The following is a 22,586-nucleotide window of genomic DNA, read 5'->3' as shown; positions in this document are numbered from 1 at the left end:
GTCACAACGAACCTCCCAACGCCTGCTGATATGTCACGGTGACCGCGCCGGGGTGTGCCGCGGCGTAACGGCGCGCTGCGGCCGGGGTTCCGAACGGCCGGTAGGTGGCACCGTCGCGGATCCAGACGGCCTTGTCGGCGAACCATCGGGTGCCCAACTCCGCGTCGGGCACGTAGGCGGCCCGGACTCTGGCTCCACGGGCACCGGCGTCCCTAATCGCCCGCAGCAATGCGGTCGGGTCGGCGACGGTCTGAGTCTCAGTGGTCCCGTCCAGCCACAGTTCGCTGGCCTGTGCCGGATCGCCGGCCAGCGTCGAGGGGTTCGCGGTACGCGCCCGGGCCGCCCCGTAATCCAGTCCCCGGGCGCCGAACACGGCGCGCAGCGGCTCCTCCTGGACGAATTCGCTGACGTCCAGGGCCGCGAAGTCGCCGATCGACTCCAGGTAGGGCACGTCGCCCTTGAGTGCGTCGACAAGCGACGGCTTCAGGGTGGTGTCGAAGGACGTCCCGCCGGGGCCGTTGTAGAGATAGACGACCTCGGGCGGCAGTCCGCTCCCCTCGGCCACGATGCGCGCCGCCTCCAGCGGCTTGGTGTTGAGGAAGTCGGTGGCATCCAGTTGCGCCTGCAGGAACGCCGCCAGCACTTCCGGATGCGCCCCGGCATAGGACCGTCGCGCCACCACCCCGTGCAGGGTCGGCACGTTGAGTTCCGCGCCGTCGTAGAGCAACTTGCCTTTGTTCTGATAGACCAGCAACCCGGGCCAGGCGACGAACTGCGAAAGCGCCTGCACCTGGCCGGATTCGAGGGCAGAAGCACCGACCTGGGGTTGCTGGTTCAGCACGTCGACACCCGTCACGCGGGCTCGGTCCAGGGCACGCACCAAGGTGCCGTGGCCGGCCGAGCCGATACTGGCCGACACCCGCGTGCCGGCCAGGTCCGACAGCGTGGTGGCCGACGAATTCGGCGCCACCACAACCATGTTCAGCGCGCCTTTGGGGTTGTAACCGGTGACGGAGACGAGCTCGGTGCGGGCCAGCGGGTTCGCCTGGGTCTTGGAGCCGTTGATCAGCATGGGGTAGTCCCCCATCGAACCGATGTCGATCTTTTCGGCCAGCATCTGCGCGGTGATCGGCGCCCCGGTGTCGTAATCCTGCCACCGCACAGCGTATTTCGTGCCGGTACGGGTGGTGATGTCGGCGAGCCGGCGCTCCAGGTAGCCCTGGGCGCGCAGCAGAGTGCCCGCGGTGACGGTGTTGATGGTCTTGGACTGGTAGCCGATGACGACATCGACCACTCCGGAAGACTGCGCCAGCGACTCCAGCGAGCAACCGGAGGCCGCGACGGCGACAGCGGTCACCATCGACACTAGCGCAACGGCCTGTCTCACCATGAAAAATCCTGAGCTGTCGGGTTTCAGCGGAGCAGGTACGGCATGTTCACCGTCACGGCGCCGGTTGGGCAGCGCGCCGCGCACGGGCCGCAGTACCAGCACTCATCGACGTGCATGTACGCCTTGCCGGTTTCCGGATTGATCGCCAGCGCATCGAGCGGACACACTTCCACGCACAGCGTGCAGCCGTCGATGCAGAGTGACTCGTCGACCGTGACCGGCACATCGGCGCGGTTGTTGTGGACCAGGGTCACTACTCACTCCTTGTCAGGTTGCCGCGCATGGTGATTCGGTCGCCCCGCATCCTGATGTATTCCAGGTCCACCGGCGTCCCGTCGTCGAGGCTGGTGAGTCGCTCGAGCATCAGCAGTGGCGCGCCGTCGGGCACTTGTAGGGTCGCCGCCGAATGCGCGTCCGCCGGAATGGCTTCCAGCGCCAGCGATGCCGAGCCCAATCGTTGCCCGCTCACCTGCTCGATGAGCGCAAAAAGATCGTTCTCTTCCAGCGGTTGGCCCAGGATGGCGGCGCCGATGCCGGGGGTGAGATAGGTGAGGTCCAGGCTCAGCGGCAGGTCGCCCAGGTAACGCAACCGCTCGATGAACACGACGTCGGCACCGACGTTCAACCGCAACCGGCGAGCCACCGAGGGCGGTGCGGTCATCAGGGTTGCGGTCCGCACTTCGTTGCGGACTTCGCCCTGGTTCTTAAAGGTCTCCTTCAGACCCAGCAACGCCTCCAAACCGTGCTCGTATTTGCGTTGCGCGACATGGGTTCCGATCTTGGGCCCGCGGTCGATCAGACCCTCGTTCTTCAGCACACCGAGCGCCTCGCGGATGGTATTGCGCGAGACCGAGAATTCGGCGGCCAGATCGTTCTCCGTCGGCAGACCAGCGGCATAGGCACCGAGGTGAATCTGCTGGCGCAGCACGTCGGCGGTCCGGCGCGCCCGGTCGGCCCGGGTTTCCTGATTCGGCGCTGTCTCGCTCACGCCGTCACGCTAATGCAGGTCAGCGGGCCTTCGCCGGGCACGCATCAGGGTCGGTTACCCCGGTTGCAGCTATTGCGCCAGCGCCGTTCGCGTCGCGACCAGGCATGTTTTCGACGCAAATCGCCATTGCGCCACCCCGATGTCGCGGCCGCAATTCTGATCGTCCTGAAACAAATGACGCTGTCGGTCCTCAGTTCACCGGAACCGTGTGTTCGTTGGCCACCAATGTCTGTTCCGAACCCGTCGGCTCGGACCCGTTGCCGTTGGCGCTGGCTGTGCTGACCGCGCAGCGCTTGGCTTCCATCCGCTTCAGCGCCTCTTGGGTGAATACCGACAACCCGAGTTCGTGGTTGTAGCCGTGGATTTCCTTGACGTCGAGTTGCGCCATGAAGTAGACGATCTCCCTGGAGACCACCTGTCCTGGCACCAGCACCGGGAAGCCGGGGGGGTAGGGCACCACAAATGTGGTGGACACCAACGTCTTTCCCTCGGCCAGCCGCCGGCCGGCCGTGCCGAGCAGCACATACTCGCGGTCGGACTCCTCGTAGCCGGCGTAGAACGCCGACCGGGTGTCGCCGTACACGCTGTTCTCGTCCGGGCGGAAGGCGACGTCGAATTCGCTGAAGTCGGGCAGGTGCGGCAGATCCTCGGTGATCTCCTCGACACGCTGCCTATGCAATGCCCGGTCGGCAGCGCTGGCTGCCTTCTGAATCCGGTCGAAGTCGATGGCGACCCGGCGAAGTACATCGAGCAGGTGATGCACGCTCGACCAGGTGACGCCGATGGTGAAGATCAGCAGCACGCTGTTGATCGACGTCTTGTTGATCTGGATGCCGAACCGGTCCATCAGGATCTTCTCGCGGAAGTCGTACCCGTTCATGCCGGTGTTGCCGAGGAACAACGTGACCCGGGTCGGATCCAGCACGAACTGATCCGACCGCCAGGCCTCGTTCCACTCGTCCAGGGCGCCCTGCCGGACTTCGCGGTACGAGCTGACATGGGAGGCCCGGTACTCCTCGGGCACCAGGTCGGATTCGTCGAGAATGCGGAACCACTTGCTGATCAGCCGGTCCTTGCGGACCCGGTGGCGGAACACCAACGCCATGTCGTAGACCTGGCGCACCATGTCGAAACCCTCGATGTCGACCTGGCGGCGGGCCAAGTCCAGCGATGCGAGAAGTTGCTGGTTCGGCGATGTCGAGGTGTGAGTCAGAAACGCCTCACCGAAAGCGTCGCGCGCAAGTGCGTTGAAGTCCTGGTCGCGGATGTGGATCATCGACGCCTGCCGGAACGCCGACAACGACTTGTGCGTGGAGTGTGTGGCATAGACGCGCACCCGGGCCTGATCGGGATCCGGCAACAGTTGGCGCTCAACCCATTCCGAACGCGGCAAGTCCTGGATCGAGGCCCGCCAAGCGCGGTACTCCTCGCGGTATTCCGGCGATGACAGCATCTGCTCGAGACGCTCTGCGGCCACCATCGCGGTGCGCTGCCGGGCCCACGGCACGGCGGTGGCGAAGGCGTACCAGGCCTCGTCCCACAGGAAGACGATGTCCGGCTTGATCGCCAGCACCTCTTCCATCACCCTGCGGGGGTTGTATACGACGCCGTCGAAGATGCAGTTGGTGAGCAACAACATTCGCACCTTGTGCAGCTGCCCGGCCTCCTCGAGATCCAGCAGTGCCTTCTTGATCGTGCTGAGCGGCACCGCCCCGTAGATGGCGAACTGCGGAAGCGCGTAGGACTCCAGATACCGCGGGTAGGCGCCGGCCAGCACCAAGCCGTAATGGTGCGACTTGTGGCAGTTACGGTCGATGAGCACGATGTCACCCGGGCGGGTCAACGACTGCACGACGATCTTGTTCGCCGTGGATGTCCCGTTGGTGACGAAGTAGGTGTGGTCGGCGTTCCAGGTGACCGCGGCCTTGTCCATCGCCTTCTTGATGTTGCCGTGCGGATCCAGCAACGAGTCCAATCCGCCTGAGGTGGTGGATGTTTCGGCCATGAAGATATTGCGGCCGTAGAACTCGCCCATGTCTTGCAGCGTCTTCGAGTTGAAGATGCTGGCGCCGCGCGCGACGGGAAGGGCGTGGAATTGGCCGACCGGCGCGGCGGCGTAGGCCCGCAAGGCGTCGAAAAACGGTGTGGAGAACCGCTTTCGCAGACCCGCGATGACCGTGCTGTGCAGATCGGTCACGTCGTTGAGCCGGTAGAACGTGCGGTCGTAGATGTCGGGCTCGTCGTCGTTGCCCGCGGCAATCGACTCGTCGGTGAGCAGGTACAGGTCGATGTGGGGCCGCAGTTCGCGGATCCATTCGCCGCATTCGATCCAGTCGTGGGCGCTGTCGGATACCGATGCCTCGTTCTCCGTGTCGTTGAGCCCGAGCAGCGTGTTCATCAACGGCACCCGGTCCCGGGACCGCAGCGGCAGATCGTGGCGGATGATCGCGGCCTGGATCTCGCCGTTGAGTGCCACCGCGGTGATCGCGTCCTCGACGCTGGGCGCCACCAGGATCTCGAACTGGATGTCGTCGTACGGATTGCGCAGTGCGCGAAGGCATTCCACCAGGCTCTCCGGAGCCGTCGCCGGAGAATCGTCGGCGAGCAGCACGGTGTAGAACTGCTGCTGCTTGGCCTGGGCCACCAACTCCTGCTCGGCCAGCGGTGCCGTGATGTCGAAAAGCGCTGTGCGGTCCCCATATTCGGACAGCAGACGCACGGCCAGCGACACTTCCTCGGTGAGGCGCACCGTGGACAGGATGTCCAGGTGGGAGCGGAAGGTCGCCAGGTTGGCCGCCCCGGGATACAGCCAGTACCGCTCGTAGGCGGCGATGCGGTCCATCAACCGCTTGACCTTGGCCAGGTCGTGCGCCTTGTCCATCCCGGCCAGGTCCACCTCGGCGAGATGACGGCAGGCGTCGTCGAGCAAGTTCCAGGTATCGACGCGCGTGTAGGACGGATTTGCCACCGCCGCCAGCGCTGAGACGCGAAGCCGTCGCTTGCGGGCACTCGGTCGAGTCATGTCATCACCTTCTGTCGGCGTGCGCGGCCGACGGCATGAGCAGCATGGACGCAGCGGCCGTGCGTCGCATCGTCACTAGTGCAGTCAAGTCCTGAGCAGCTTTCCGTTGGTACCAGCCGCCATTGTGTCCCGCCGGTGGAAAAATCGCGATGATTTCGCGCGAGGTTTTCGGACTCAGGCCGACTCGTCGTCGGACGCGTCGTCGGCGTCCACGATCTGCTTACCGCCGCGACTGCCCAGCGGGTTCTCCATCCACTTCAGCAGCGGCAGCTGCGGCATCTCCCAGCGCTTACCAGGCAGGTCGGTGACATCGCTGAGCGAGCGCACCACACCCTGGGTCAGGCCCATGATGGCGGCCATCACCGGCAGCAGCGGCTGCAGCGGCTTGGCCGCGGTGCGTACCGTGCTGATGCGTTGGGCCAGGATCAGGCGCTCGACCGTGTGATAGACCCACGCCCCCACACCCAGCGCCAGGATCGCCAGCACCGAGGCCACGATCGTCCAACCGAACGCGGCGCTCACCACGGCGCCGACCACCACCGCCACCGCTGCGATCACTGACAGGACGACGCGCAACTCGAGCCGGGTCATGGCGCGTTCCCCTGCGCCACGCCCCGGACGGCCCGGGCGGCCGCCCGGATCTGCGGTGTCACCAGCATCACCTGACCGAGTACCCCGTTTACGAAACCCGGCGAATCGTCGGTGGACAGTTCCTTGGCCAGCTCGACGGCCTCGTCGACCGCCACCGGCTCGGGAACGTCGTCGGCATAGAGCAACTCCCACACCGCGACCCGCAGGATCGCCCGATCCACCGCCGGCAACCGATCCAGCGTCCAGGCCTGCAAGTGGGAGGTGATCAGCTCGTCGATGTGGGCGGCGTGCTCGGCGACACCGCGTGCCACCGTGGCGGTGTAGGGCGCCGGCGCGGCCACGTCGGGATTGGATGCGGCCAGCGCGGTGCGGCCGTCGACCAACTCGGCCGGGCTCAAGCCGCGCGCCTCGGCCTCGAACAGCAGGTCCACGGCGCGCTTTCGCGCCTGGTGCCGTCCTCGAACGGGTCGCGACGGTTTCCGGTCGGGCATGTTCAGGCGTTTACCCGGCCCAGGTAGCTGCCGTCGCGGGTGTCGACCTTGAGTTTGTCGCCGGTGTTGATGAACAGCGGCACCTGGATCTCCGCGCCGGTTTCCACCGTGGCCGGCTTGGTGCCCGCGCTGGACCGGTCGCCCTGCAGACCGGGCTCGGTGTGGGAGACCACGAGTTCGACGGACACCGGCAGCTCGATGTACAGCGGTGAGCCGTTGTGGAACGCCACCTGCACGGGCAGACCCTCCAGCAGGAACCGGGCCGCGTCACCCACCAGCGACTCGGGCAGCGGGTGCTGTTCGTAGTCCTCGCTGTCCATGAACACGAAGTCCGAGCCGTCGCGGTACAGGTAGGTGGTGTCGCGCCGGTCGACGGTGGCGGTGTCGACCTTGACCCCGGCGTTGTAGGTCTTGTCGACGACCTTGCCCGACAGCACGTTCTTGAGCTTGGTGCGCACGAAGGCCGGCCCCTTGCCGGGCTTTACGTGCTGGAACTCGGTAATGGTCCACAGCTGGCCGTCGATGACCAGGACAAGTCCGTTCTTGAAGTCAGCAGTGCTCGCCACGGTGGGTGAATCTCCTACAAAATGGCCAGTTCCTTGGGGAACCGGGTCAACAATTCCGGGGTCTGCCCAGCTTTGTGCGAGGAGGACTGGTGGTCGCTGGGCACCGCCAGAGTGTCCTCGATGCGGACACCGCCGCGGCCGGGTAGATAGACACCGGGCTCCACGGTGACGACGGAACCCGCAAGTAGTGTACCGGCGGACGTCGCGCCGATGCCCGGCGCTTCGTGTATCTGCAGGCCGACCCCATGTCCCAGGCCGTGGCCGAAGTGATCGCCGTAACCGGCGTCGGCGATGATCTGGCGCGCCGCGCCGTCGACGTCACGCAAGTCCGCGCCCGGATGCAGGGCCTCCCGCCCGGCCCGTTGCGCCTCGGCGACCAATTCGTAGATCTCCAGCTGCCACTGCGCGGCGTTGTCCAGCACGAAGGTGCGGGTCATGTCGGAGTGGTATCCGGCGACCAGTGCGCCGAAGTCGATCTTGACGAAGTCGCCCGAGGCCAGCACCGCATCGGTCGGTCGATGATGCGGAATCGCCGAGTTGGGTCCGGCCGCCACGATGGTCTCGAACGAGATCGTATCGGCGCCGTGGTCGAGCATCAGGCTCTCCAATTCGCGGGTCACCTCGCGTTCGGTGCGGCCCGGTCGCAGGCCACCGCGCTCTACCAGGTCGGTCAGCGCGGCGTCCGCCGCCTCGCAGGCCAAGCGCAGTAGGGCCAGCTCCCCGGCGTCCTTGACCTCACGCAGCGCCTCGACGGTGCCCGATGCACGCACCAACTGGGTGTCATGCCCTTCCAGCCCCCCGTTCAGCGCATCCATCCCGTCGACCGTGACCACGTGGCTCTCGTAGCCGAGTTTGCCTACCCCGTCCTGGCCGGCCCGCCCGGCCAGATAACGTCCGACGGCCCGCTCGATCGCCACTTCGAGATCCGGCGATTGCGCGGCGGCCTGGGTGCGGTAACGACCGTCGGTGGCCAGCACGGCTTCCCGATCGTCAGCAAACACCAGCAACGCGCCGTTGGATCCGCTGAAACCGGATAGATATCGGACGTTTATCAGGTCCGTGACCAGCATCGCATCTAGTCCGGCGGCACCGATTTTGGCTTTGAGGTTGTGTCGACGCTGGGAATGTGTCACGGGTCTTGACGGTACTCGCTACGCTGTTTGCCCATGAACAAGTGGATGGTGCGTGGTCTGGTCTTCGCCGCCGGGATGGTCGTGCTGCGTCTGATCCAAGGAGCGCTGATCAACGCCTGGCAGACGCAGTCCGCGCTGATCAGCATCGTGCTGTTGACGCTCTTCATCATCGCGGCCACAGTGTGGGGCCTCTTCGACGGTCGCGCCGACGCCAAATCCAACCCGGACCCGGACCGGCGCGATGACCTGGCGATGGTTTGGTTGCTCGCCGGCTTGGTCTCCGGACTGGTCAGCGGCCTGGTCGCCTGGCTCATCCACCTGTTCTACGAAGGTATCTACACCGGCGGACTGCTCAACGAGCTAACTACCTTCGCTGCGTTCACCGCGCTGCTGGTCTTCGTGTTCGGAATCCTCGGGGTGGCGGTCGGCCGGTGGCGTATCGACCGCAACGCTCCCCCGCCGGAGAAGCACGACGGTTCGCGTGACGGCTCGCGCGATCGCGACGAGAACACCGACGTGTTCTCCGCCGTCCGCGACGACGACAGCCCCACCGGGGAGATCCCGACCGGCGGTGGCCGCGCGCAGGAACGCACCGCGGTGGCCACGAAAGAGCGGGAAGACGGACGCACCGAGGTCATTCCGACCGACGACAGCGAAGCCAAGACCGAAGTCATCCGCACTCACGACAGTGACGCGAAAACCGAGGTGATCCGCACCCACGACAGTGACGCCAAGACCGAGGTGATCCGCACCGACGCGGACCGCACCCAGGCCGAGCGCAAGCCGGACCTGCGCAAGGACTAGGGCGTGTCGGGGGCTTTGCGCGTGAATCCTTGGCTTTGCGTGTGAATCCTGGGCGGGATCCTGCCGATTTTTCCGGCCAGGCTTCACACCGAAAGCCGTCCCTTCACACTCAACGCCGAGGCTTCACAACCGAAGTCAGGCGGCTGCCGAAACCCTAGTCGCGCAACCCCGCCAGGTAACGCAGGGCCAGCAGGTAACCCTGGATCCCCAGGCCGACGATCACCCCGGACGCGACCGGACTCAAGTAGGAGTGCCGCCGAAACTCTTCGCGCGCATGCACATTGGAGATGTGCACTTCGATCAGCGGTGCGCGCAGTTCGGCGCACGCGTCCCGCAACGCCACCGAGGTGTGGGTCAGACCGCCCGCGTTGAGAATCACCGGCTCTGACGTGTCGGCGGCCCGGTGAATCCAGTCCAGTAGCTCGGCTTCGCTGTCGCTTTGTCGCACAACGACTTCGAGGCCGAGTTCGGCGGCTTCGCGCTCGATCAAGGCGACCAGTTCGTCGTGTGTGGTGCTGCCGTAGACGGCGGGCTCGCGCTGTCCGAGCCGGCCCAGGTTCGGTCCGTTGATCACCTGTACCGTCATGGGGCGCACACTCCCGCGTAGGCCGTCACCAACAGACCCGGATCCGGGCCCACCAGGCGGCCCGGTTTGGCCAGCCCGTCCAGGACCACGAAACGCAGTACCCCGGCCCGGGTCTTCTTGTCTCCGGCCATGTATTCGATCAGCTGTGGCAGCGCGTCGGCCTCGTAACTGACCGGCAGGCCCAGCGATTCCAATATCGCGCGGTGGCGCTGCGCGGTCTCGTCGTCGAGGCGACCGGTCAGTCTGGCCAGCTCGGCCGCGAACACCAGTCCCACCGACACCGCGGCGCCGTGCCGCCACTGGTAGCGCTCCCGGCGTTCGATCGCGTGGCCCAAAGTGTGCCCGTAATTGAGGATTTCGCGCAGCTCGGATTCCTTCTCGTCGGCGGCCACCACTTCGGCCTTGACGGCGATGGCGCGCCGCACCAACTCCGGCAGCACGTCACCATCGGGGTCCAGCGCCGCCTGGGGGTCGGCTTCGATCAGGTCCAGGATCACCGGGTCGGCGATGAAGCCGGCCTTCACCACTTCGGCCATCCCGGCGACGATCTCGTTGCGCGGCAACGTCTTCAGCGTCGAGAGGTCCACCAGCACGGCCAGCGGCTGATGGAACGCGCCGACCAGGTTCTTGCCGGCGTCGGTGTTGATGCCGGTCTTGCCGCCGACGGCGGCGTCGACCATGCCCAGCAGCGTGGTGGGCACATGCACGATCGACACGCCGCGCAACCAGGTGGCCGCCGCGAAACCCGCGACGTCGGTGGCCGCCCCGCCGCCGAGACTGACCAACGCATCCTTGCGACCGATCCCGATGCGTCCCAACACTTCCCAGATGAAGCCGACGACGGGCAGGTCTTTGCCTGCTTCGGCGTCCGGGATTTCGATGCGGTGCGCATCAACTCCCTTGTCGGCCAACAGGGTTCGGATGTTCTCCGCGGTTTGCGCCAGCACCGGCTGATGCAGGATGGCGACCTTGTGCCGGCCGGCCAGCAGCTGCTCGAGTTCGTCGAGCAGCCCGGTGCCGATCACCACGGGGTACGGCGGGTCGACGGCCACCTGCACGGTCACCGGTGTGGGTTTGTCTGTCATTGGGAAGCCTCTACCTGAGTCTTGAGGCGCGACACGATGTAGCGGACCACGGCGCCCGGATTGCGCCGGTTGGTGTCCACCCGGATGGTCGCGACCTTTCGGTACAGCGGAATGCGCTTGGACATCAACTCCCGGAACTTCTCGGCACGGTCGGGTCCGGCGAGCAGCGGTCGTACCGTGTTGCCCCCGGTGCGCCGCACCCCTTCGGCCGCGCTGATCTCCAGGTAGACCACCGTGTGCCCGACCAGCGCTGCGCGCACCCCGGGGCTGGTCACCGCACCACCGCCGAGTGACAGCACGCCGTCGTGTTCGGTGAGCGCCGAGCGCACCACATCTTCCTCGATGCGGCGGAACTCCGCTTCGCCGTCGGTAGCGAAGATGTCGGCGATCGAGCGTCCAGTTCGCGCCTCGATGGCCGCGTCGGTGTCGAGCATGCTCACCCCGAGCGTCTTGGCGAGCCGACGTCCGATGGTCGACTTGCCGGAACCCGGTAAGCCCACGAGTACCGCTTTGGGTGCCATGTGCGGCTAGCTTCCGGAGGCCCGGGCCGCCGGCGCCTCCCGGTCGGCGACCGAGCGCTGGTAGGCCGCGATGTTGCGGCGGGTCTCGACCAGCGAGTCGCCGCCGAACTTCTCCAGGGCCGCGCGCGCGAGCACCAGCGCGACCATGGTCTCGACGACGACGCCGGCGGCCGGCACCGCGCACACGTCGGAGCGCTGGTGGATGGCCACGGCCTCGTCACCGGTGGCCAGGTCGACGGTGGCCAGCGCCCGCGGCACGGTGGAGATCGGCTTCATCGCGGCACGCACCCGCAGCGGCTGGCCGTTGGTCATCCCGCCTTCCAGCCCGCCGGCGCGGTTGGTGGAGCGCACCACGCCGTCCGGGCCGGGATACATCTCGTCGTGCGCGCGGCTGCCGCGGCGGCGTGCGGTTTCGAAGCCGTCGCCGATCTCGACTCCCTTGATGGCCTGGATGCCCATCACCGCGGCGGCCAGCTGGCTATCGAGGCGGTTGTCACCGCTGGTGAACGAGCCCAGCCCGACCGGCAGACCCAGCGCCACCACCTCGACGACACCGCCGAGGGTGTCGCCGTCCTTCTTGGCGGCCTCGATCTCGGAGATCATCGATTGCTCCGCCTGCTCGTCGTACGCGCGGACCGGGCTGGCGTCGATGGCGGGCAGGTCCTCGGCCCGCGGCGGCGGTCCGTCGTAGGGCGCCGACGCGCCGATCGAGATGACGTGGGAGATCACCTCCACACCCAGCGCCTGCCGCAGGAACGCGCGCGCGACGGTGCCGGCCGCGACCCGCGCGGCGGTCTCGCGGGCGCTGGCGCGCTCCAGCACCGGGCGGGCGTCGTCGAAGCCGTATTTGAGCATGCCCGCGTAGTCGGCGTGGCCGGGCCGCGGCCGGGTCAACGGTTCGTTGCGCGCGCTGTTCTCCAGTTCGGCGGGGTCGACGGGGTCCGCGGCCATCACGGTCTCCCACTTCGGCCATTCGGTGTTGCCGATCTCGATCGCGATGGGACCGCCCAGTGTGGTGCCGTGCCGAACCCCGGACAACAGGGTCACCGCGTCGCGCTCGAACTTCATCCGCGCACCCCGGCCATAGCCCAGCCGGCGGCGGGCCAGCTCGTCGGCGATTTCGGTCGAGGTGACTTCCACGCCGGCGACCATGCCTTCGACCAGGGCCACCAACGCGCGGCCATGGGACTCCCCAGCGGTGATCCAGCGCAACACCTGGATATCTTCCCACGCGCGCAGGCGTGGCCGACTCGAGACCGGACGACGTCGGGTCAGTTCAGCGCGGCCAGGGCCGTCGCGCCGGCCGTCGCCAGCACCATCGACGGACCGTGCGGAACGGCCCGCGCGCCGATCAGCACGGCGGCCAGCGCCGTCAGCAGCGGCGCGGTGATCGCCGCCAGGAACCACACTTGTGCGCCGAAGCAACCGGCCAGGCCGCCCAGGCCGAGCGCCAGCTTGACGTCACCGGCGCCCATCGCCGTCGGCGACAGCAGATGCAGCAGCAGATACGTCCCCGTCAGCGTCACCGCGCCGGCCAGCGCCCCGACGCCGTGGCCGGCGAGCGCGGCGCCGATCAGGATCGCCGCGGCGCCCGGCAAAGTCAGCAGGTTGGGCAGCCGCCGCTGCCGGACGTCGTAGCAGCTCAGGACCGCCATCCACGCCAGTGTCAGGCCGGTCAGCGCAATCCGCATGCGCGGCAGGCTAATTCACTCGGGGCGATGCGCAAGTCAGCCGCGGGCAAGCCCCGCGAGCGTCCCCAAAATGCCGAAAATTGCCGGGTCTGCCGTACATTTGAGCGCGCTCGGCGGCAGGAGAACTAATCCAACGCGCGGGCCATCGCCTCACGCGGGGCGGGCAGTCCGGTGAACTGTTCCACCTGCGCGAAGGCCTGGTGCAGCAGCATCTGCAAACCGCTGATCACCCGGCCGCCCGCCGCCTGCACCGCCGCGGCGAGCGGCGTGGGCCACGGGTGGTAGATCGCGTCCAGCAGGACCGGTACCGCCGCAAAAGCCGGGGCGTAGCGGGCTGCCACCTCGGCCGGAATGGTGCTGACCGCGGCCGCGGCGGCCGCGACCTCGTCGGCCAGCCCGTCATCGTCCAGGCCGCAGAACCGGACCGCCACCCCGACCCGGGCACCCAGGTCCACCAGCCGCGCCGCCTTCTCCGGATTGCGGGCCACCACCGTGATTTCCACGACGCCGAGCTGCGCCAACCCCACCACGGCGGCCGGCGCGGTGCCGCCCGATCCGACGACCAGCGCCCGCCCCGAGACCGGTCCCAGGGCGCCCGACACCCCGTCGACGTCGGTGTTGTCGGCCAGCCAGCCGCGCGGCGTGCGCACCAGCGTGTTAGCCGACCCGACCTGCTCGGCCCGCGGCGTGCGTTCGTCGGCGAACCGCAGCGCGGCGAACTTGCCCGGCATGGTCACCGACACGCCGACCCATTCCGGTCCCAAGCCGGCGACGAACCCGGGCAGCGCGTCGGCGTCGCATTCGATGCGGTCGTAGGTCCAGTCGGTCAGGCCCAGCGCGCGGTAGGCGGCCAGGTGCAGTTGCGGAGAGCGGGAATGGGCGATCGGCGAGCCCAGCACCCCGGCTTTTCTAGCGTGCGGAATCAAGGACACCGTTGCGTTTGGCCAGTTCGATGTTCGCCAGATGCTGCTGATAGTCCCGGGTGAACAGGGTGGTGCCCTGGGCGTCGATGGTGACGAAGTACAACCAGTCACCCGGCGCCGGACGCTCGGCGGCGCTCAGCGCCTCCACCCCCGGCGAACAGATCGCGGTGCGCGGCAACCCGTCGACCATGTAGGTGTTCCAGGGGGTGCGCTGCGCGCGGTCGGCGTCGGTGGTGGCCACCTCGCGGCGGTCCAGCGGATAGTTCACCGTCGAGTCGAACTCCAGCTTGCGGTGCTCGTGCAGCCGGTTGTAGATGACCTGCGCCACCTTCGCGAAGTCCTGCGCGTTGGCTTCCTGCTGCACCAGCGACGCGACGACGAGAATCTCGTAAGGCGACAGGTTCAACGACTTGGCGGTGTCGACCAACCCGGACGTCAGGTAGGACACGGCGCCGGCGCTGATCAGGTTGGACAGCGTTGTCTCCGCGGAAGCAGCCGGATCGATGTTGAAGGTGCCCGGCGCGATCAGACCCTCGAGCCGGCGATGGTCGTCGCCCTGTTCCTGCACCCGTTCCAGCGCCCAGTCCGGCACCAGCAGCGCGGCGGGGGTGCTCTTGCTGGCCGCGGTGCGCAGATCGGCCACCGCCAAACAACGTTGGTTGCCGTCCAAGTCGACGCAGGTGGCCCGTGAGATCAGCGTCAGGATGCCGGGGGTGGTCTTGTTGGTCTTCATGTCGGTGGTGTCGTCGAGTTGACGGCCCTCCGGGATGACCAGCCTGCCCACCCTGCTGCCCGGATCCGTAAGCCGCGCCACCGCGTTGGCCGCCGGGATCTCGGTGCGCATCCGGTAGTAACCGGGCTGAATGGACGTGATAGCTGCGTTGCCGTGGGCGGCGTCAACGAACGCGCGCACCGTGCGTACCACGCCGCGCTTGTGCAGCGTTTCCCCGACCGCCGTGGTGGAGTCGCCGGCCTGGATCTGGATGACGACGTCGCGCTTGCCGTTGCCGGTGAAGTCGTCGTCGTTGGAGGTCACCGCATGCCAGAGTTTCGAGCCGAGCAACACGGCCGCCACCACGACCACCACCAGCAGGCTGATGGCGAAACCGCCGGCGAAGCGACGCCGGCGGCGGCTGCGCTGCGCCCGTTTGCGTTCGGCGCGGCTCTTGCGGTGTCGGTTGGGCCCGACGGCGACGGGTTTGGCCCGGCTCGCGGCCTGGCCCTCTTCGAGGTCAGACATCGGTGGCCTGTTCGGCGGGCAGGGATCGGCGCTGGTCGAGCCAGCCCTGCAGGATCGCCACCGCGGCAGCCTGGTCGATCACCGCGCGTTGCTGCCTGGCGCGGACACCCGCCTCGCGCAGCGACCGCTGCGCGCTGACCGTGGTCAGCCGCTCGTCGGCGACGCGGACCGGGACCGGGGCCACCCGCTGCGCGAGCGCGTCGGCGACCTCGATGGCGTCCTGCGCGGATTGCCCGATCCGGTCAGCCAGCGTCCGCGGCAGGCCGACGATCACCTCCACGGCCTCCATCTCGGCGACCAACCCGGCCAGCCGGCGCAGATGCTTACCGGAACGGTCGCGACGTACGGTTTCCACCGGAGTGGCCAGGATGCCGTCCGGGTCGCTGACCGCCACCCCGATCCGCACGGTGCCCACGTCGACACCGATGCGCCGACCCCTCCCGGGATCTGATTCGCCCGGCCGATCCGGCTGGCGCTGCGGCGCGATCACTCAACCGACCCGCGCTATCTGTGCGCGCACCGCATCCAGGGCGGCATCGATACCGGCCGGGTTCTTCCCCGAGCCCTGCGCCAGGTCGGCCTTGCCGCCGCCACCGCCCTCGACCGCCACCGCCAGCTCCTTGACCAGCTCGTTGGCACTCAAACCGAGTTCCTGCGCAGCCGGGTTGGCCGCCACCGCATACGGCACTGTGGCGCCCTCGCCCTCGACGATCAGCACCACCACCGCCGGGTCGCTGCCCAGCTTGCCTCGGATGTCGCCGACCAGCGAGCGCAGATCAGCCGCCGTCGTTCCACTGGACATACGCTGCGCCACCAGACGGACGTTACCCACCCGCTCGGCTCCCGCGGCGGCATTTGCCGCAGCCGCTCGCGCAGTGGCCAGCCGGGCCCGTTCCAGTTCCTTCTCCGCAGCCTTGAGCCGCTCGACCAGGTTGGCCACCCGGGCCGGCACCTCCTCGGAGGGAACTTTCAGCGACGATGCCAGCCCGGCCATCAACGCGCGTTCCTTGGCCAGGTGCCGGAACGATTCCAGACCGACGTAGGCCTCCACCCGTCGCACGCCCGAGCCGATGGACGACTCACCCAAAATCGTCACCGGCCCGATCTGCGCCGAGTTGTGCACGTGGGTGCCGCCGCACAACTCCAGCGAGAACGGACCACCGATCTCCACCACCCGCACCTGCTCGGGATATGCCTCGCCGAACAGCGCCATCGCGCCCATCGCCTTGGCCTTGTCCAGCTGCTCGAGGAAGGTGTGCACTTCGAAATCGGCCTGGACGGCCTCGTTGGTGACCTCTTCGATCTGATTGCGCTGGTCCTCGGTGAGCGGGCCCTGCCAGTTGAAGTCGAAGCGCAGGTAGCCCGGGCGGTTCAGCGATCCGGCCTGAACGGCATTGGGACCCAACACTTGTCGCAGCGCGGCATGCACCATGTGGGTGCCGGAGTGGCCCTGGGTGGCGCCCTTGCGCCAGCCGGGATCGACGGCCGCGACGACGGTGTCGCCCTCGACGAACTCGCCCGATTCCACGTTGATCCGGTGCACGTGAACGGTTTTGGCGATCTTTTGCACGTCGGTGACGGCGGCTTTGGCGCTGCCGCCCGATCCGGTGCCGCTGATCGTTCCCGCATCGGCGATCTGTCCGCCCGATTCGGCGTAGAGCGGGGTGCGATCCAGAATCAGTTCGACGCGGTCCGCCTCGGCGCTGTCGGTGTGCGACACCACCGGGACCCGCTGGCCATCCACGAAGATGCCCAAAATCCTTGCCTGCGAGGTCAATTCGTCGAATCCGGTGAACTCGGTGGGACCGGCGTCGACCAGTTCGCGGTAGGCGCTCAGGTCGGCGTGCGCGTGCTTGCGGGCGGCCGCGTCGGCCTTCGCGCGCTGACGTTGCTCGGCCATCAACTCGCGGAAACCCGCCTCATCGACGCTCAACCCGGATTCCGCCGCCATCTCCAACGTGAGCTCGATCGGGAAGCCGTAGGTGTCGTGCAGCGTGAACGCATCCGAGCCCGAAACCAGGCCGGTGCCAGCGGATTTGGTGGCGCTGGCCACGTCGTCGAACAGTCGGGACCCCGACGCCAGCGTGCGGTTGAACGCGGTCTCCTCGGCGACCGCGATGCGGTTGATCCGGTCGAAGTCGCTGACCAACTCGGGGTAGGACGGGCCCATCGCGTCGCGCACGGTGGCCATCAGGTCTCCGACGATCGGGTCCTCGATACCGAGCAGCTTGGCCGAGCGGATCACCCGTCGCAGTAGGCGCCTCAGCACGTAACCGCGTCCGTCGTTGCCGGGGCTGACGCCGTCGCCGATCAGAATGGCTGCGGTGCGGCTGTGGTCGGCGATGATGCGGTAGCGCACGTCATCAGCGTGATTTCCGACGTCATAGGGTCGCGGCGCGCGGGCGGCCACCAGATCGATGACCGGGCGCAGCAGATCGGTCTCGTAGACGTTTGCCACGTTCTGCAGCACCAGCGCGATACGTTCCACACCCATGCCGGTGTCGATGTTCTTGCGCGGCAACGGCCCGAGGATCTCGTAGTCCTCCTTGGAGGTGCCCTCGCCGCGCTCGTTCTGCATGAAGACGAGGTTCCAGACCTCGAGGTAACGGTCCTCGTTGGCGATCGGGCCACCACCGACACCGAACTCCGGTCCTCGGTCGTAGTAGATCTCCGAGGACGGGCCGCACGGGCCGGGGATGCCCATCGACCAGTAGTTGTCGGCCATGCCACGGCGCTGGATCCGCTCGGGCGGCAGGTGCGCGATCTCCTGCCACAACCCGGCGGCCTCGTCGTCGTCCAGATAGACTGTGGCCCAGAGCTTTTCCGGGTCCAGGCCATAGCCACCCTCGACGACGTTGGTGGTCAGCAGGTCCCAGGCCAGCGCGATGGCCTCGCGCTTGAAGTAGTCACCGAAGCTGAAGTTGCCGGCCATCTGGAAGAACGTGTTGTGCCGGGTGGTGATGCCGACCTCGTCGATGTCCGGAGTGCGGATGCACTTCTGGATGCTGGTGGCCGTGGTGTATGGCGGCGTGCGCTGGCCCAGGAAGAACGGCACGAACTGCACCATGCCCGCGTTGACGAACAACAGGTTGGGGTCGTCAAGGATCACCGAGGCGCTGGGCACCTCGGTGTGTCCCGCCTTCACGAAATGATCAAGGAAACGCTTCCTGATCTCGTGTGTCTGCACTGTCGCTTCTTCCTTAAATCGGCACGGTTGCTTGACGTCAACACCAGCCTATTCGCCGAGGTTGGCCGCCGAACACGTATTTGCAGGCCCGCTCAGCCTGCCACTTACCCCTCGACGAAGCTCAACCGGACCGACCGCTTGGGGTTGTCGCGGTTGAGGTCGACCAGGACGACGCTCTGCCAGGTGCCCAGCAGCGGTTCGCCGCCGCTGACCGGCACGGTGACCGACGGCGAGACGATCGCCGGCAGCACATGGTCGGCGCCGTGGCCCGGGGAGCCGTGCGAGTGCCGGTAGCGCTCGTCGCGCGGCAGCAGCCGCTCCAGGGTGTCCACCAGGTCGTGATCGGAGCCGGCGCCGGTCTCGATGATCGCCACCCCGGCGGTGGCGTGCGGGACGAAGACGTTGCACAGACCGTCGGCGTGATTGCCGCAGAACGAGCGCACTTCGTCGGTCAGATCGACGATGCGGCGACGCGTGGTGTCGACCTCCAGCACATCGGTATCCATCCGACCAAGCCTACGGGCGAGGCTTGGGCGGCTGCCAATCCAGCATTGCCAGGGCTGTTGCGGAGGAGGAAGGTGAATGAGGGACCGGTGGCGCGCCGGGCGCCGCCCTGACAAGAGGGAGGGGCCGGCTGTGTACGCTCGCTCGACCACTATCCAGGCGCAACCTTCGTTGCTCACCATGGGCATCGCGCACATGCGCGAAGTCGTCCTGCCCACTGTTCAGGCGGTGGACGGCTGCCTGGGCATGTCGTTGTTGGTGGACCGGGAGACGGCCAGATGTGTGGCGACCACCGCGTGGGAATCGGAGGAGGCGTTGCGGGCCAGCGCCGAGCGGGTGTGGCCGGTGCGCAGTCGAGCCGTCAAGATTCTCGGGGGCAGCGCGGTGGTGGATCAGTGGCAGATCTCGGTGCTGCACCGCGCCCGCCGCTCGGGTCTGGGTGCCTGCGTGCGCGCCACCTGGCTCAAAGCCCGGCCCGAGCAGTTCGAGCACGCCGTCGATTTCTACAAGCTGGCCGTGTTGCCGGCCATCGAGGAGTTCGACGGCTTCTGCAGCGCCAGCGTGATGATCGACCGCGCCTCTGCGCGGGCGGTGGCGTCGGTGACCTATGACAGCCGCGAGGCGATGGAAAGGAGCAGCGACGCGGCCCGCTCGCTGCGCACGGCGATACTGCGCGACCTGAGCGTCGATCAGGACGACGTCGGCGAGTTCGAGCTGGCGATCGCGCGGCTGCGGGTGCCTGAGCTGGTCTAGGCCGCGAGAAGACGCAAAAGCCCCTCATTGTCGCGGGAAAAGGGTGCTTTTCCGTCTGCTCGGCGTCAAACACACACCTACGGCAGCGCGTCCCCGGGAAATCCCAGGCACGGGTGCACCTCGTAGGTGAACACCCCGGCGGCCACCCCCGGGTCGCCGGCCATGATCGCGTCGGTGTCCTCGACCGTCGCGGCGAAGACCCCGACTCCGCAGACGTCGGACTCATCGGTGGTCGGCAACACCACCGCCAGCACGCCCTCGTCGCGCAGCCCGAAGTTCCGGCGGCCGTGCTCCCAGATGAGCCCGGACGCTTCCTCGGTTCCGTACCCGGGTCCGCGTTTCAAGATGACGACGCTGTAGGCCTTGGCCGTTGCCAGCAGCGGTGCCATCTCCTCGTCGCTGAAGGTCTTCACGCCCGTCCCCGCCTCCCCCGAATGATGGCCCGCAACCGATCCAACCGTCCGGCGATCTCCCGCTCAGCACCCCGACCGGTGGGCCGATAGTAGTCCACCCCCGCCAACTCGTCCGGCGGATATTGTTGCGCCACAACGCCGTCCGGGTCGTCGTGGGAGTACTTGTAGCCCTGCGCGTTGCCCAGCGCGGCCGCACCGGAGTAGTGGCCGTCGCGCAGGTGAGCCGGCACCAGGCCCGCCTTGCCCGCCTTGATATCGCCCATCGCCGCCCCCAGTGCCGTCGTCACCGCGTTGGACTTCGGCGCCGTCGCCAGATGCACGGTGGCGTGCGCCAACGTCAACTGCGCCTCGGGCATACCGATCAGCGCGACCGTCTGCGCCGCCGCGACCGCCACCAGCAGGCCCGTCGAGTCCGCCATCCCGACGTCCTCGCTGGCCAGGATCATCAGCCGGCGGGCGATGAACCGCGGGTCCTCCCCCGCGACCAGCATGCGGGCCAGGTAGTGCAGCGCGGCGTCCACGTCCGAGCCACGTACCGACTTGATGAACGCGCTGACGACGTCGTAGTGCTGATCGCCGTCGCGGTCGTAGCGCACCGCGGCCCGATCCAGGGACTGTTCGACGGTTTCGACGGACACGTGATCCGAAGCCTCGGCAGCCACCTCCAGAGCGGTCAGCGCCCGGCGCGCATCGCCGGCGGCCAGCTGCACCAGCAGCTCGACGGCCTCGGGCGCGACCGTCACCTTGCCGCCCAGTCCGCGGGGGTCCTCGATCGCCCGCTGCACCACCGTGCGGATGTCGTCGGCGGTCAACGGCCGCAGTTGCAGGATCAACGATCGCGACAGCAGCGGCGCGACGACGGAGAACGACGGGTTTTCGGTGGTCGCCGCCACCAGCAGCACCACCCGGTTCTCCACCGCGGCCAGCAACGCGTCCTGTTGCGTTTTGGAGAACCGGTGCACCTCGTCGATGAACAGCACCGTCTGTTCGCCGGAAAGTGCACTCAGTCGCGCCTTCTCGATCACCGCCCGCACTTCTTTGACACCGGCCGACAACGCCGACAGAGCTTCGAAGCGGCGGCCGGTGGCCTGCGAGATCAGTGCCGCCAGCGTGGTCTTTCCGCTTCCCGGCGGACCGTAGAGGATCGCCGAGGCCATACCGGAGCCCTCGACCAGGCGACGCAACGGCGAACCCGCCGCCAGGAGGTGTTGCTGGCCGACCACTTCTTGCAACGACGCCGGACGCATCCGCACCGCGAGCGGCGAGGAGGCGCCGGTGGCGCTCAGGCCGGTCGATTCGGGTGCGCCGGGCAGGTCGAACAGACCGTCGGACACAAAATCAGGCATACCACGCAGCCCGGACAGGCCACCAATGCGCGCGATCCGGTCTCATATTTGCTAAGTTCCCGTTTGCTACGCCCGATGGACAGAGCCAGGCCCCGAACGAACAAGATCGAACTACGAGGCAACGAGGACAGCAATGAGCCAGCCGCCACCCTATCCAGGCAATCCGTCCGACCCTCAAGGCGGCAATCCTCCGGGCTACCCGCCGCCTCGCCACGGCGCGCCCCCGCCGCCACCCCCAGGCGGAGGCGGATATGGGCCACCCGGCGGCGGATACGGGGCGCCCGGTGGCGGATACGGGGCGCCCGGTGGCGGATACGGCGGGCCACCGCCAAGCTTCAGCCCGCCCCCGTCCGGGCCGGACTTCTCCAAGCCTCAAAGCCCCCCGTCCGGTGAGCCCGGTGGCTACCAAGCCCCCGGTTACAGCCCACCACCGCCTTCCTCGCCGCCCGGCGGTTACGGCGCTCCCCCGGCCGGTCTGGGCGGCGGTCCGGCCGGCCCGTACAGCGTCGGAGACGCCTTCAGCTGGGCGTGGGGCAAGTTCACCAAGAACGCCGCCGCGATGGCCGTGCCCGCCGCCATATTCGTCATCGGCATCGGCGTTGTCTTCGGCATCCTCTACGCGTCGTTCCTGGCAACGATGTTGAGTGGCGGTGAAACCACCTACGACCCGGAGACCGGGACGCGCATATGGCGCGCCAGTGACGCGAGTACCGGCGCGGGGTCGTTGATTTTCTTAGTGGTCCTGCTGATCCTGCTCGCCGCGGTCACCTTCTACATGCAGGCGTCTCTGACTTCCGGCAGCCTTGATGTCGCGGACGGACGGCCGGTCACGATCGGATCGTTCCTGAAGCCCCGCAATTTCGGCCCGGTCGTTCTCACCATGCTGCTGGTGGCGCTCGGCAATGCCATCGGCAGCCTCTTGTGTTACATACCCGGCCTCATTTTCGCGTTCCTCACGATGTTCGCGGTCCCATTCGCGATAGACAGATCCCTACCGCCGGTTGAGGCCATCAAAGCCAGCATCGCGACGACACGAGCCAACGTCGGACCCGCGTTACTGACCTGGCTCGTACAGGTTGCAGTGATGCTGGTCGGTGAATTCGCCTGCGGCATCGGTCTGATCGTCGCCGTCCCGGTCGCGATGCTGATCCAGGTCTACGCCTACCGCAAGCTGACCGGCGGCCAGGTGGCTCCGCTGGAGCAGGGCGGCCTGCCGCCGGGTCCGCCGCCCGGGCAATACCCCGGACAGCAGTATCCGGGTCAGCAATACTCGTAAAGGCGTCGATACGGGCCGTTCACACCGCAGCGGCCGAATGAACGAATGACTGCCGCCCGCAGCACAATCCGGAAAC

General features: G+C 67.6%; 22 protein-coding genes and 1 pseudogene. 3 read left to right on the top strand and 20 right to left on the bottom strand.

Annotation, left to right across the window (positions count from 1 at the left end; genetic code table 11):
- Nucleotide 1: 1 nt before the first annotated feature.
- The 8 genes and pseudogenes from AC5Y47_RS13430 to AC5Y47_RS13395 form a co-directional block, all read right to left on the bottom strand.
- Nucleotides 2-1,390: an ABC transporter substrate-binding protein gene (locus tag AC5Y47_RS13430; RefSeq protein WP_499944482.1), complete on the bottom strand. Its 1,389-nt coding sequence runs from the start codon at nucleotides 1,388-1,390 to the stop codon at nucleotides 2-4.
- 23 nt (nucleotides 1,391-1,413) lie between these two features.
- Complete coding sequence (locus AC5Y47_RS13425) at nucleotides 1,414-1,644, bottom strand: 4Fe-4S dicluster domain-containing protein (protein ID WP_499944481.1); 231 nt, start codon at nucleotides 1,642-1,644, stop codon at nucleotides 1,414-1,416.
- Entirely contained in the window at nucleotides 1,644-2,378 is a 735-nt protein-coding gene (locus AC5Y47_RS13420) for a GntR family transcriptional regulator (protein WP_499944480.1), read from the bottom strand. Before AC5Y47_RS13420 ends, AC5Y47_RS13425 begins: the two co-directional genes overlap by 1 nt.
- Before the next feature lie 265 nt (nucleotides 2,379-2,643).
- Nucleotides 2,644-5,400 (bottom strand): annotated as a pseudogene (locus AC5Y47_RS13415) (aminotransferase class I/II-fold pyridoxal phosphate-dependent enzyme); the annotation flags it as partial.
- A gap of 174 nt (nucleotides 5,401-5,574) precedes the next feature.
- Nucleotides 5,575-5,991: an antitermination protein NusB gene (locus AC5Y47_RS13410; RefSeq protein ID WP_499944479.1), complete on the bottom strand. Its 417-nt coding sequence runs from the start codon at nucleotides 5,989-5,991 to the stop codon at nucleotides 5,575-5,577.
- On the bottom strand, nucleotides 5,988-6,482 hold the full coding sequence (nusB, locus tag AC5Y47_RS13405) for a transcription antitermination factor NusB (RefSeq protein ID WP_499944478.1): 495 nt from the start codon (nucleotides 6,480-6,482) through the stop codon (nucleotides 5,988-5,990). The genes AC5Y47_RS13410 and nusB overlap by 4 nt, the downstream gene beginning before the upstream one ends.
- A gap of 2 nt (nucleotides 6,483-6,484) precedes the next feature.
- A complete protein-coding gene (gene efp / locus AC5Y47_RS13400; RefSeq protein ID WP_499944477.1) occupies nucleotides 6,485-7,048 on the bottom strand; it encodes an elongation factor P in 564 nt (187 codons plus the stop codon).
- Between the two features lie 14 nt (nucleotides 7,049-7,062).
- Nucleotides 7,063-8,181 (bottom strand): M24 family metallopeptidase, encoded by a 1,119-nt coding sequence (locus tag AC5Y47_RS13395; protein ID WP_499944476.1) that lies wholly within the window; start codon nucleotides 8,179-8,181, stop codon nucleotides 7,063-7,065.
- Between the two features lie 33 nt (nucleotides 8,182-8,214).
- Here AC5Y47_RS13395 and AC5Y47_RS13390 point away from each other — a divergent pair, with 33 nt between their 5' ends.
- Nucleotides 8,215-8,985, top strand: coding sequence for a B-4DMT family transporter (locus AC5Y47_RS13390; protein WP_499944475.1), 771 nt, complete (start codon nucleotides 8,215-8,217; stop codon nucleotides 8,983-8,985).
- Between the two features lie 154 nt (nucleotides 8,986-9,139).
- On the opposite strand, the gene aroQ is transcribed toward AC5Y47_RS13390, so the two are convergent.
- The 10 genes from aroQ to AC5Y47_RS13340 form a co-directional block, all read right to left on the bottom strand.
- The gene (aroQ, locus tag AC5Y47_RS13385) at nucleotides 9,140-9,571 is read right to left on the bottom strand and encodes a type II 3-dehydroquinate dehydratase (RefSeq protein WP_499944474.1); all 432 of its coding nucleotides are present in this window, start codon (nucleotides 9,569-9,571) and stop codon (nucleotides 9,140-9,142) included.
- Nucleotides 9,568-10,656 (bottom strand): 3-dehydroquinate synthase, encoded by a 1,089-nt coding sequence (gene aroB, locus AC5Y47_RS13380; RefSeq protein WP_499944473.1) that lies wholly within the window; start codon nucleotides 10,654-10,656, stop codon nucleotides 9,568-9,570. The genes aroQ and aroB overlap by 4 nt, the downstream gene beginning before the upstream one ends.
- Complete coding sequence (locus tag AC5Y47_RS13375; protein ID WP_499944472.1) at nucleotides 10,653-11,177, bottom strand: shikimate kinase; 525 nt, start codon at nucleotides 11,175-11,177, stop codon at nucleotides 10,653-10,655. Before AC5Y47_RS13375 ends, aroB begins: the two co-directional genes overlap by 4 nt.
- 6 nt (nucleotides 11,178-11,183) lie before the next feature.
- Nucleotides 11,184-12,392, bottom strand: coding sequence for a chorismate synthase (gene aroC, locus AC5Y47_RS13370; protein WP_499944471.1), 1,209 nt, complete (start codon nucleotides 12,390-12,392; stop codon nucleotides 11,184-11,186).
- A gap of 56 nt (nucleotides 12,393-12,448) precedes the next feature.
- On the bottom strand, nucleotides 12,449-12,868 hold the full coding sequence (locus AC5Y47_RS13365; protein ID WP_499944470.1) for a prepilin peptidase: 420 nt from the start codon (nucleotides 12,866-12,868) through the stop codon (nucleotides 12,449-12,451).
- A 125-nt stretch (nucleotides 12,869-12,993) separates the two neighbouring features.
- Nucleotides 12,994-13,794 carry a shikimate dehydrogenase gene (locus AC5Y47_RS13360; RefSeq protein ID WP_499944469.1) on the bottom strand — a complete coding sequence of 267 codons (801 nt, stop codon included), beginning with the start codon at nucleotides 13,792-13,794 and terminating at the stop codon, nucleotides 12,994-12,996.
- Nucleotides 13,778-15,031 (bottom strand): endolytic transglycosylase MltG, encoded by a 1,254-nt coding sequence (mltG, locus tag AC5Y47_RS13355; protein ID WP_499944468.1) that lies wholly within the window; start codon nucleotides 15,029-15,031, stop codon nucleotides 13,778-13,780. Before mltG ends, AC5Y47_RS13360 begins: the two co-directional genes overlap by 17 nt.
- Nucleotides 15,024-15,521, bottom strand: a complete 498-nt coding sequence (gene ruvX, locus AC5Y47_RS13350; protein ID WP_499944467.1) for a Holliday junction resolvase RuvX — start codon at nucleotides 15,519-15,521, stop codon at nucleotides 15,024-15,026. The genes mltG and ruvX overlap by 8 nt, the downstream gene beginning before the upstream one ends.
- Nucleotides 15,522-18,218, bottom strand: coding sequence for an alanine--tRNA ligase (gene alaS / locus AC5Y47_RS13345; protein WP_499944466.1), 2,697 nt, complete (start codon nucleotides 18,216-18,218; stop codon nucleotides 15,522-15,524).
- Nucleotides 18,219-18,322: 104 nt separating this feature from the next.
- On the bottom strand, nucleotides 18,323-18,712 hold the full coding sequence (locus AC5Y47_RS13340; RefSeq protein ID WP_499944595.1) for a secondary thiamine-phosphate synthase enzyme YjbQ: 390 nt from the start codon (nucleotides 18,710-18,712) through the stop codon (nucleotides 18,323-18,325).
- Between the two features lie 142 nt (nucleotides 18,713-18,854).
- Between AC5Y47_RS13340 and AC5Y47_RS13335 the strand changes: the two genes are divergently transcribed.
- Nucleotides 18,855-19,475 (top strand): antibiotic biosynthesis monooxygenase, encoded by a 621-nt coding sequence (locus tag AC5Y47_RS13335; protein ID WP_499944465.1) that lies wholly within the window; start codon nucleotides 18,855-18,857, stop codon nucleotides 19,473-19,475.
- 77 nt (nucleotides 19,476-19,552) lie between these two features.
- Here AC5Y47_RS13335 and AC5Y47_RS13330 read toward each other — a convergent pair whose 3' ends face one another.
- Together AC5Y47_RS13330 and AC5Y47_RS13325 are read right to left on the bottom strand one after the other, a co-directional pair.
- Nucleotides 19,553-19,888, bottom strand: a complete 336-nt coding sequence (locus AC5Y47_RS13330; RefSeq protein WP_499944464.1) for a YciI family protein — start codon at nucleotides 19,886-19,888, stop codon at nucleotides 19,553-19,555.
- Nucleotides 19,885-21,234, bottom strand: a complete 1,350-nt coding sequence (locus AC5Y47_RS13325; RefSeq protein ID WP_499944463.1) for a replication-associated recombination protein A — start codon at nucleotides 21,232-21,234, stop codon at nucleotides 19,885-19,887. The genes AC5Y47_RS13330 and AC5Y47_RS13325 overlap by 4 nt, the downstream gene beginning before the upstream one ends.
- 133 nt (nucleotides 21,235-21,367) lie before the next feature.
- Here AC5Y47_RS13325 and AC5Y47_RS13320 point away from each other — a divergent pair, with 133 nt between their 5' ends.
- Nucleotides 21,368-22,510 carry a DUF2189 domain-containing protein gene (locus AC5Y47_RS13320; RefSeq protein WP_499944462.1) on the top strand — a complete coding sequence of 381 codons (1,143 nt, stop codon included), beginning with the start codon at nucleotides 21,368-21,370 and terminating at the stop codon, nucleotides 22,508-22,510.
- Nucleotides 22,511-22,586: the final 76 nt, after the last annotated feature.

This window comes from Mycobacterium sp. NGS22 (genome assembly GCF_059813095.1).
This window is presented reverse-complemented; position numbering and strand designations above follow the sequence as displayed.

Excerpts from the sequence above, each read along its gene's own strand:
- AC5Y47_RS13430 (WP_499944482.1), bottom strand. The coding sequence starts at position 1,390 with ATGGTGAGACAGGCCGTTGCGCTAGTGTCGATGGTGACCGCTGTCGCC.
- AC5Y47_RS13410 (WP_499944479.1), bottom strand. The coding sequence starts at position 5,991 with ATGACCCGGCTCGAGTTGCGCGTCGTCCTGTCAGTGATCGCAGCGGTG.
- nusB (WP_499944478.1), bottom strand. The coding sequence starts at position 6,482 with ATGCCCGACCGGAAACCGTCGCGACCCGTTCGAGGACGGCACCAGGCG.
- AC5Y47_RS13390 (WP_499944475.1), top strand. The coding sequence starts at position 8,215 with ATGAACAAGTGGATGGTGCGTGGTCTGGTCTTCGCCGCCGGGATGGTC.
- aroQ (WP_499944474.1), bottom strand. The coding sequence starts at position 9,571 with ATGACGGTACAGGTGATCAACGGACCGAACCTGGGCCGGCTCGGACAG.
- aroB (WP_499944473.1), bottom strand. The coding sequence starts at position 10,656 with ATGACAGACAAACCCACACCGGTGACCGTGCAGGTGGCCGTCGACCCG.
- AC5Y47_RS13375 (WP_499944472.1), bottom strand. The coding sequence starts at position 11,177 with ATGGCACCCAAAGCGGTACTCGTGGGCTTACCGGGTTCCGGCAAGTCG.
- AC5Y47_RS13365 (WP_499944470.1), bottom strand. The coding sequence starts at position 12,868 with ATGCGGATTGCGCTGACCGGCCTGACACTGGCGTGGATGGCGGTCCTG.
- mltG (WP_499944468.1), bottom strand. The coding sequence starts at position 15,031 with ATGTCTGACCTCGAAGAGGGCCAGGCCGCGAGCCGGGCCAAACCCGTC.
- AC5Y47_RS13325 (WP_499944463.1), bottom strand. The coding sequence starts at position 21,234 with ATGCCTGATTTTGTGTCCGACGGTCTGTTCGACCTGCCCGGCGCACCC.
- AC5Y47_RS13320 (WP_499944462.1), top strand. The coding sequence starts at position 21,368 with ATGAGCCAGCCGCCACCCTATCCAGGCAATCCGTCCGACCCTCAAGGC.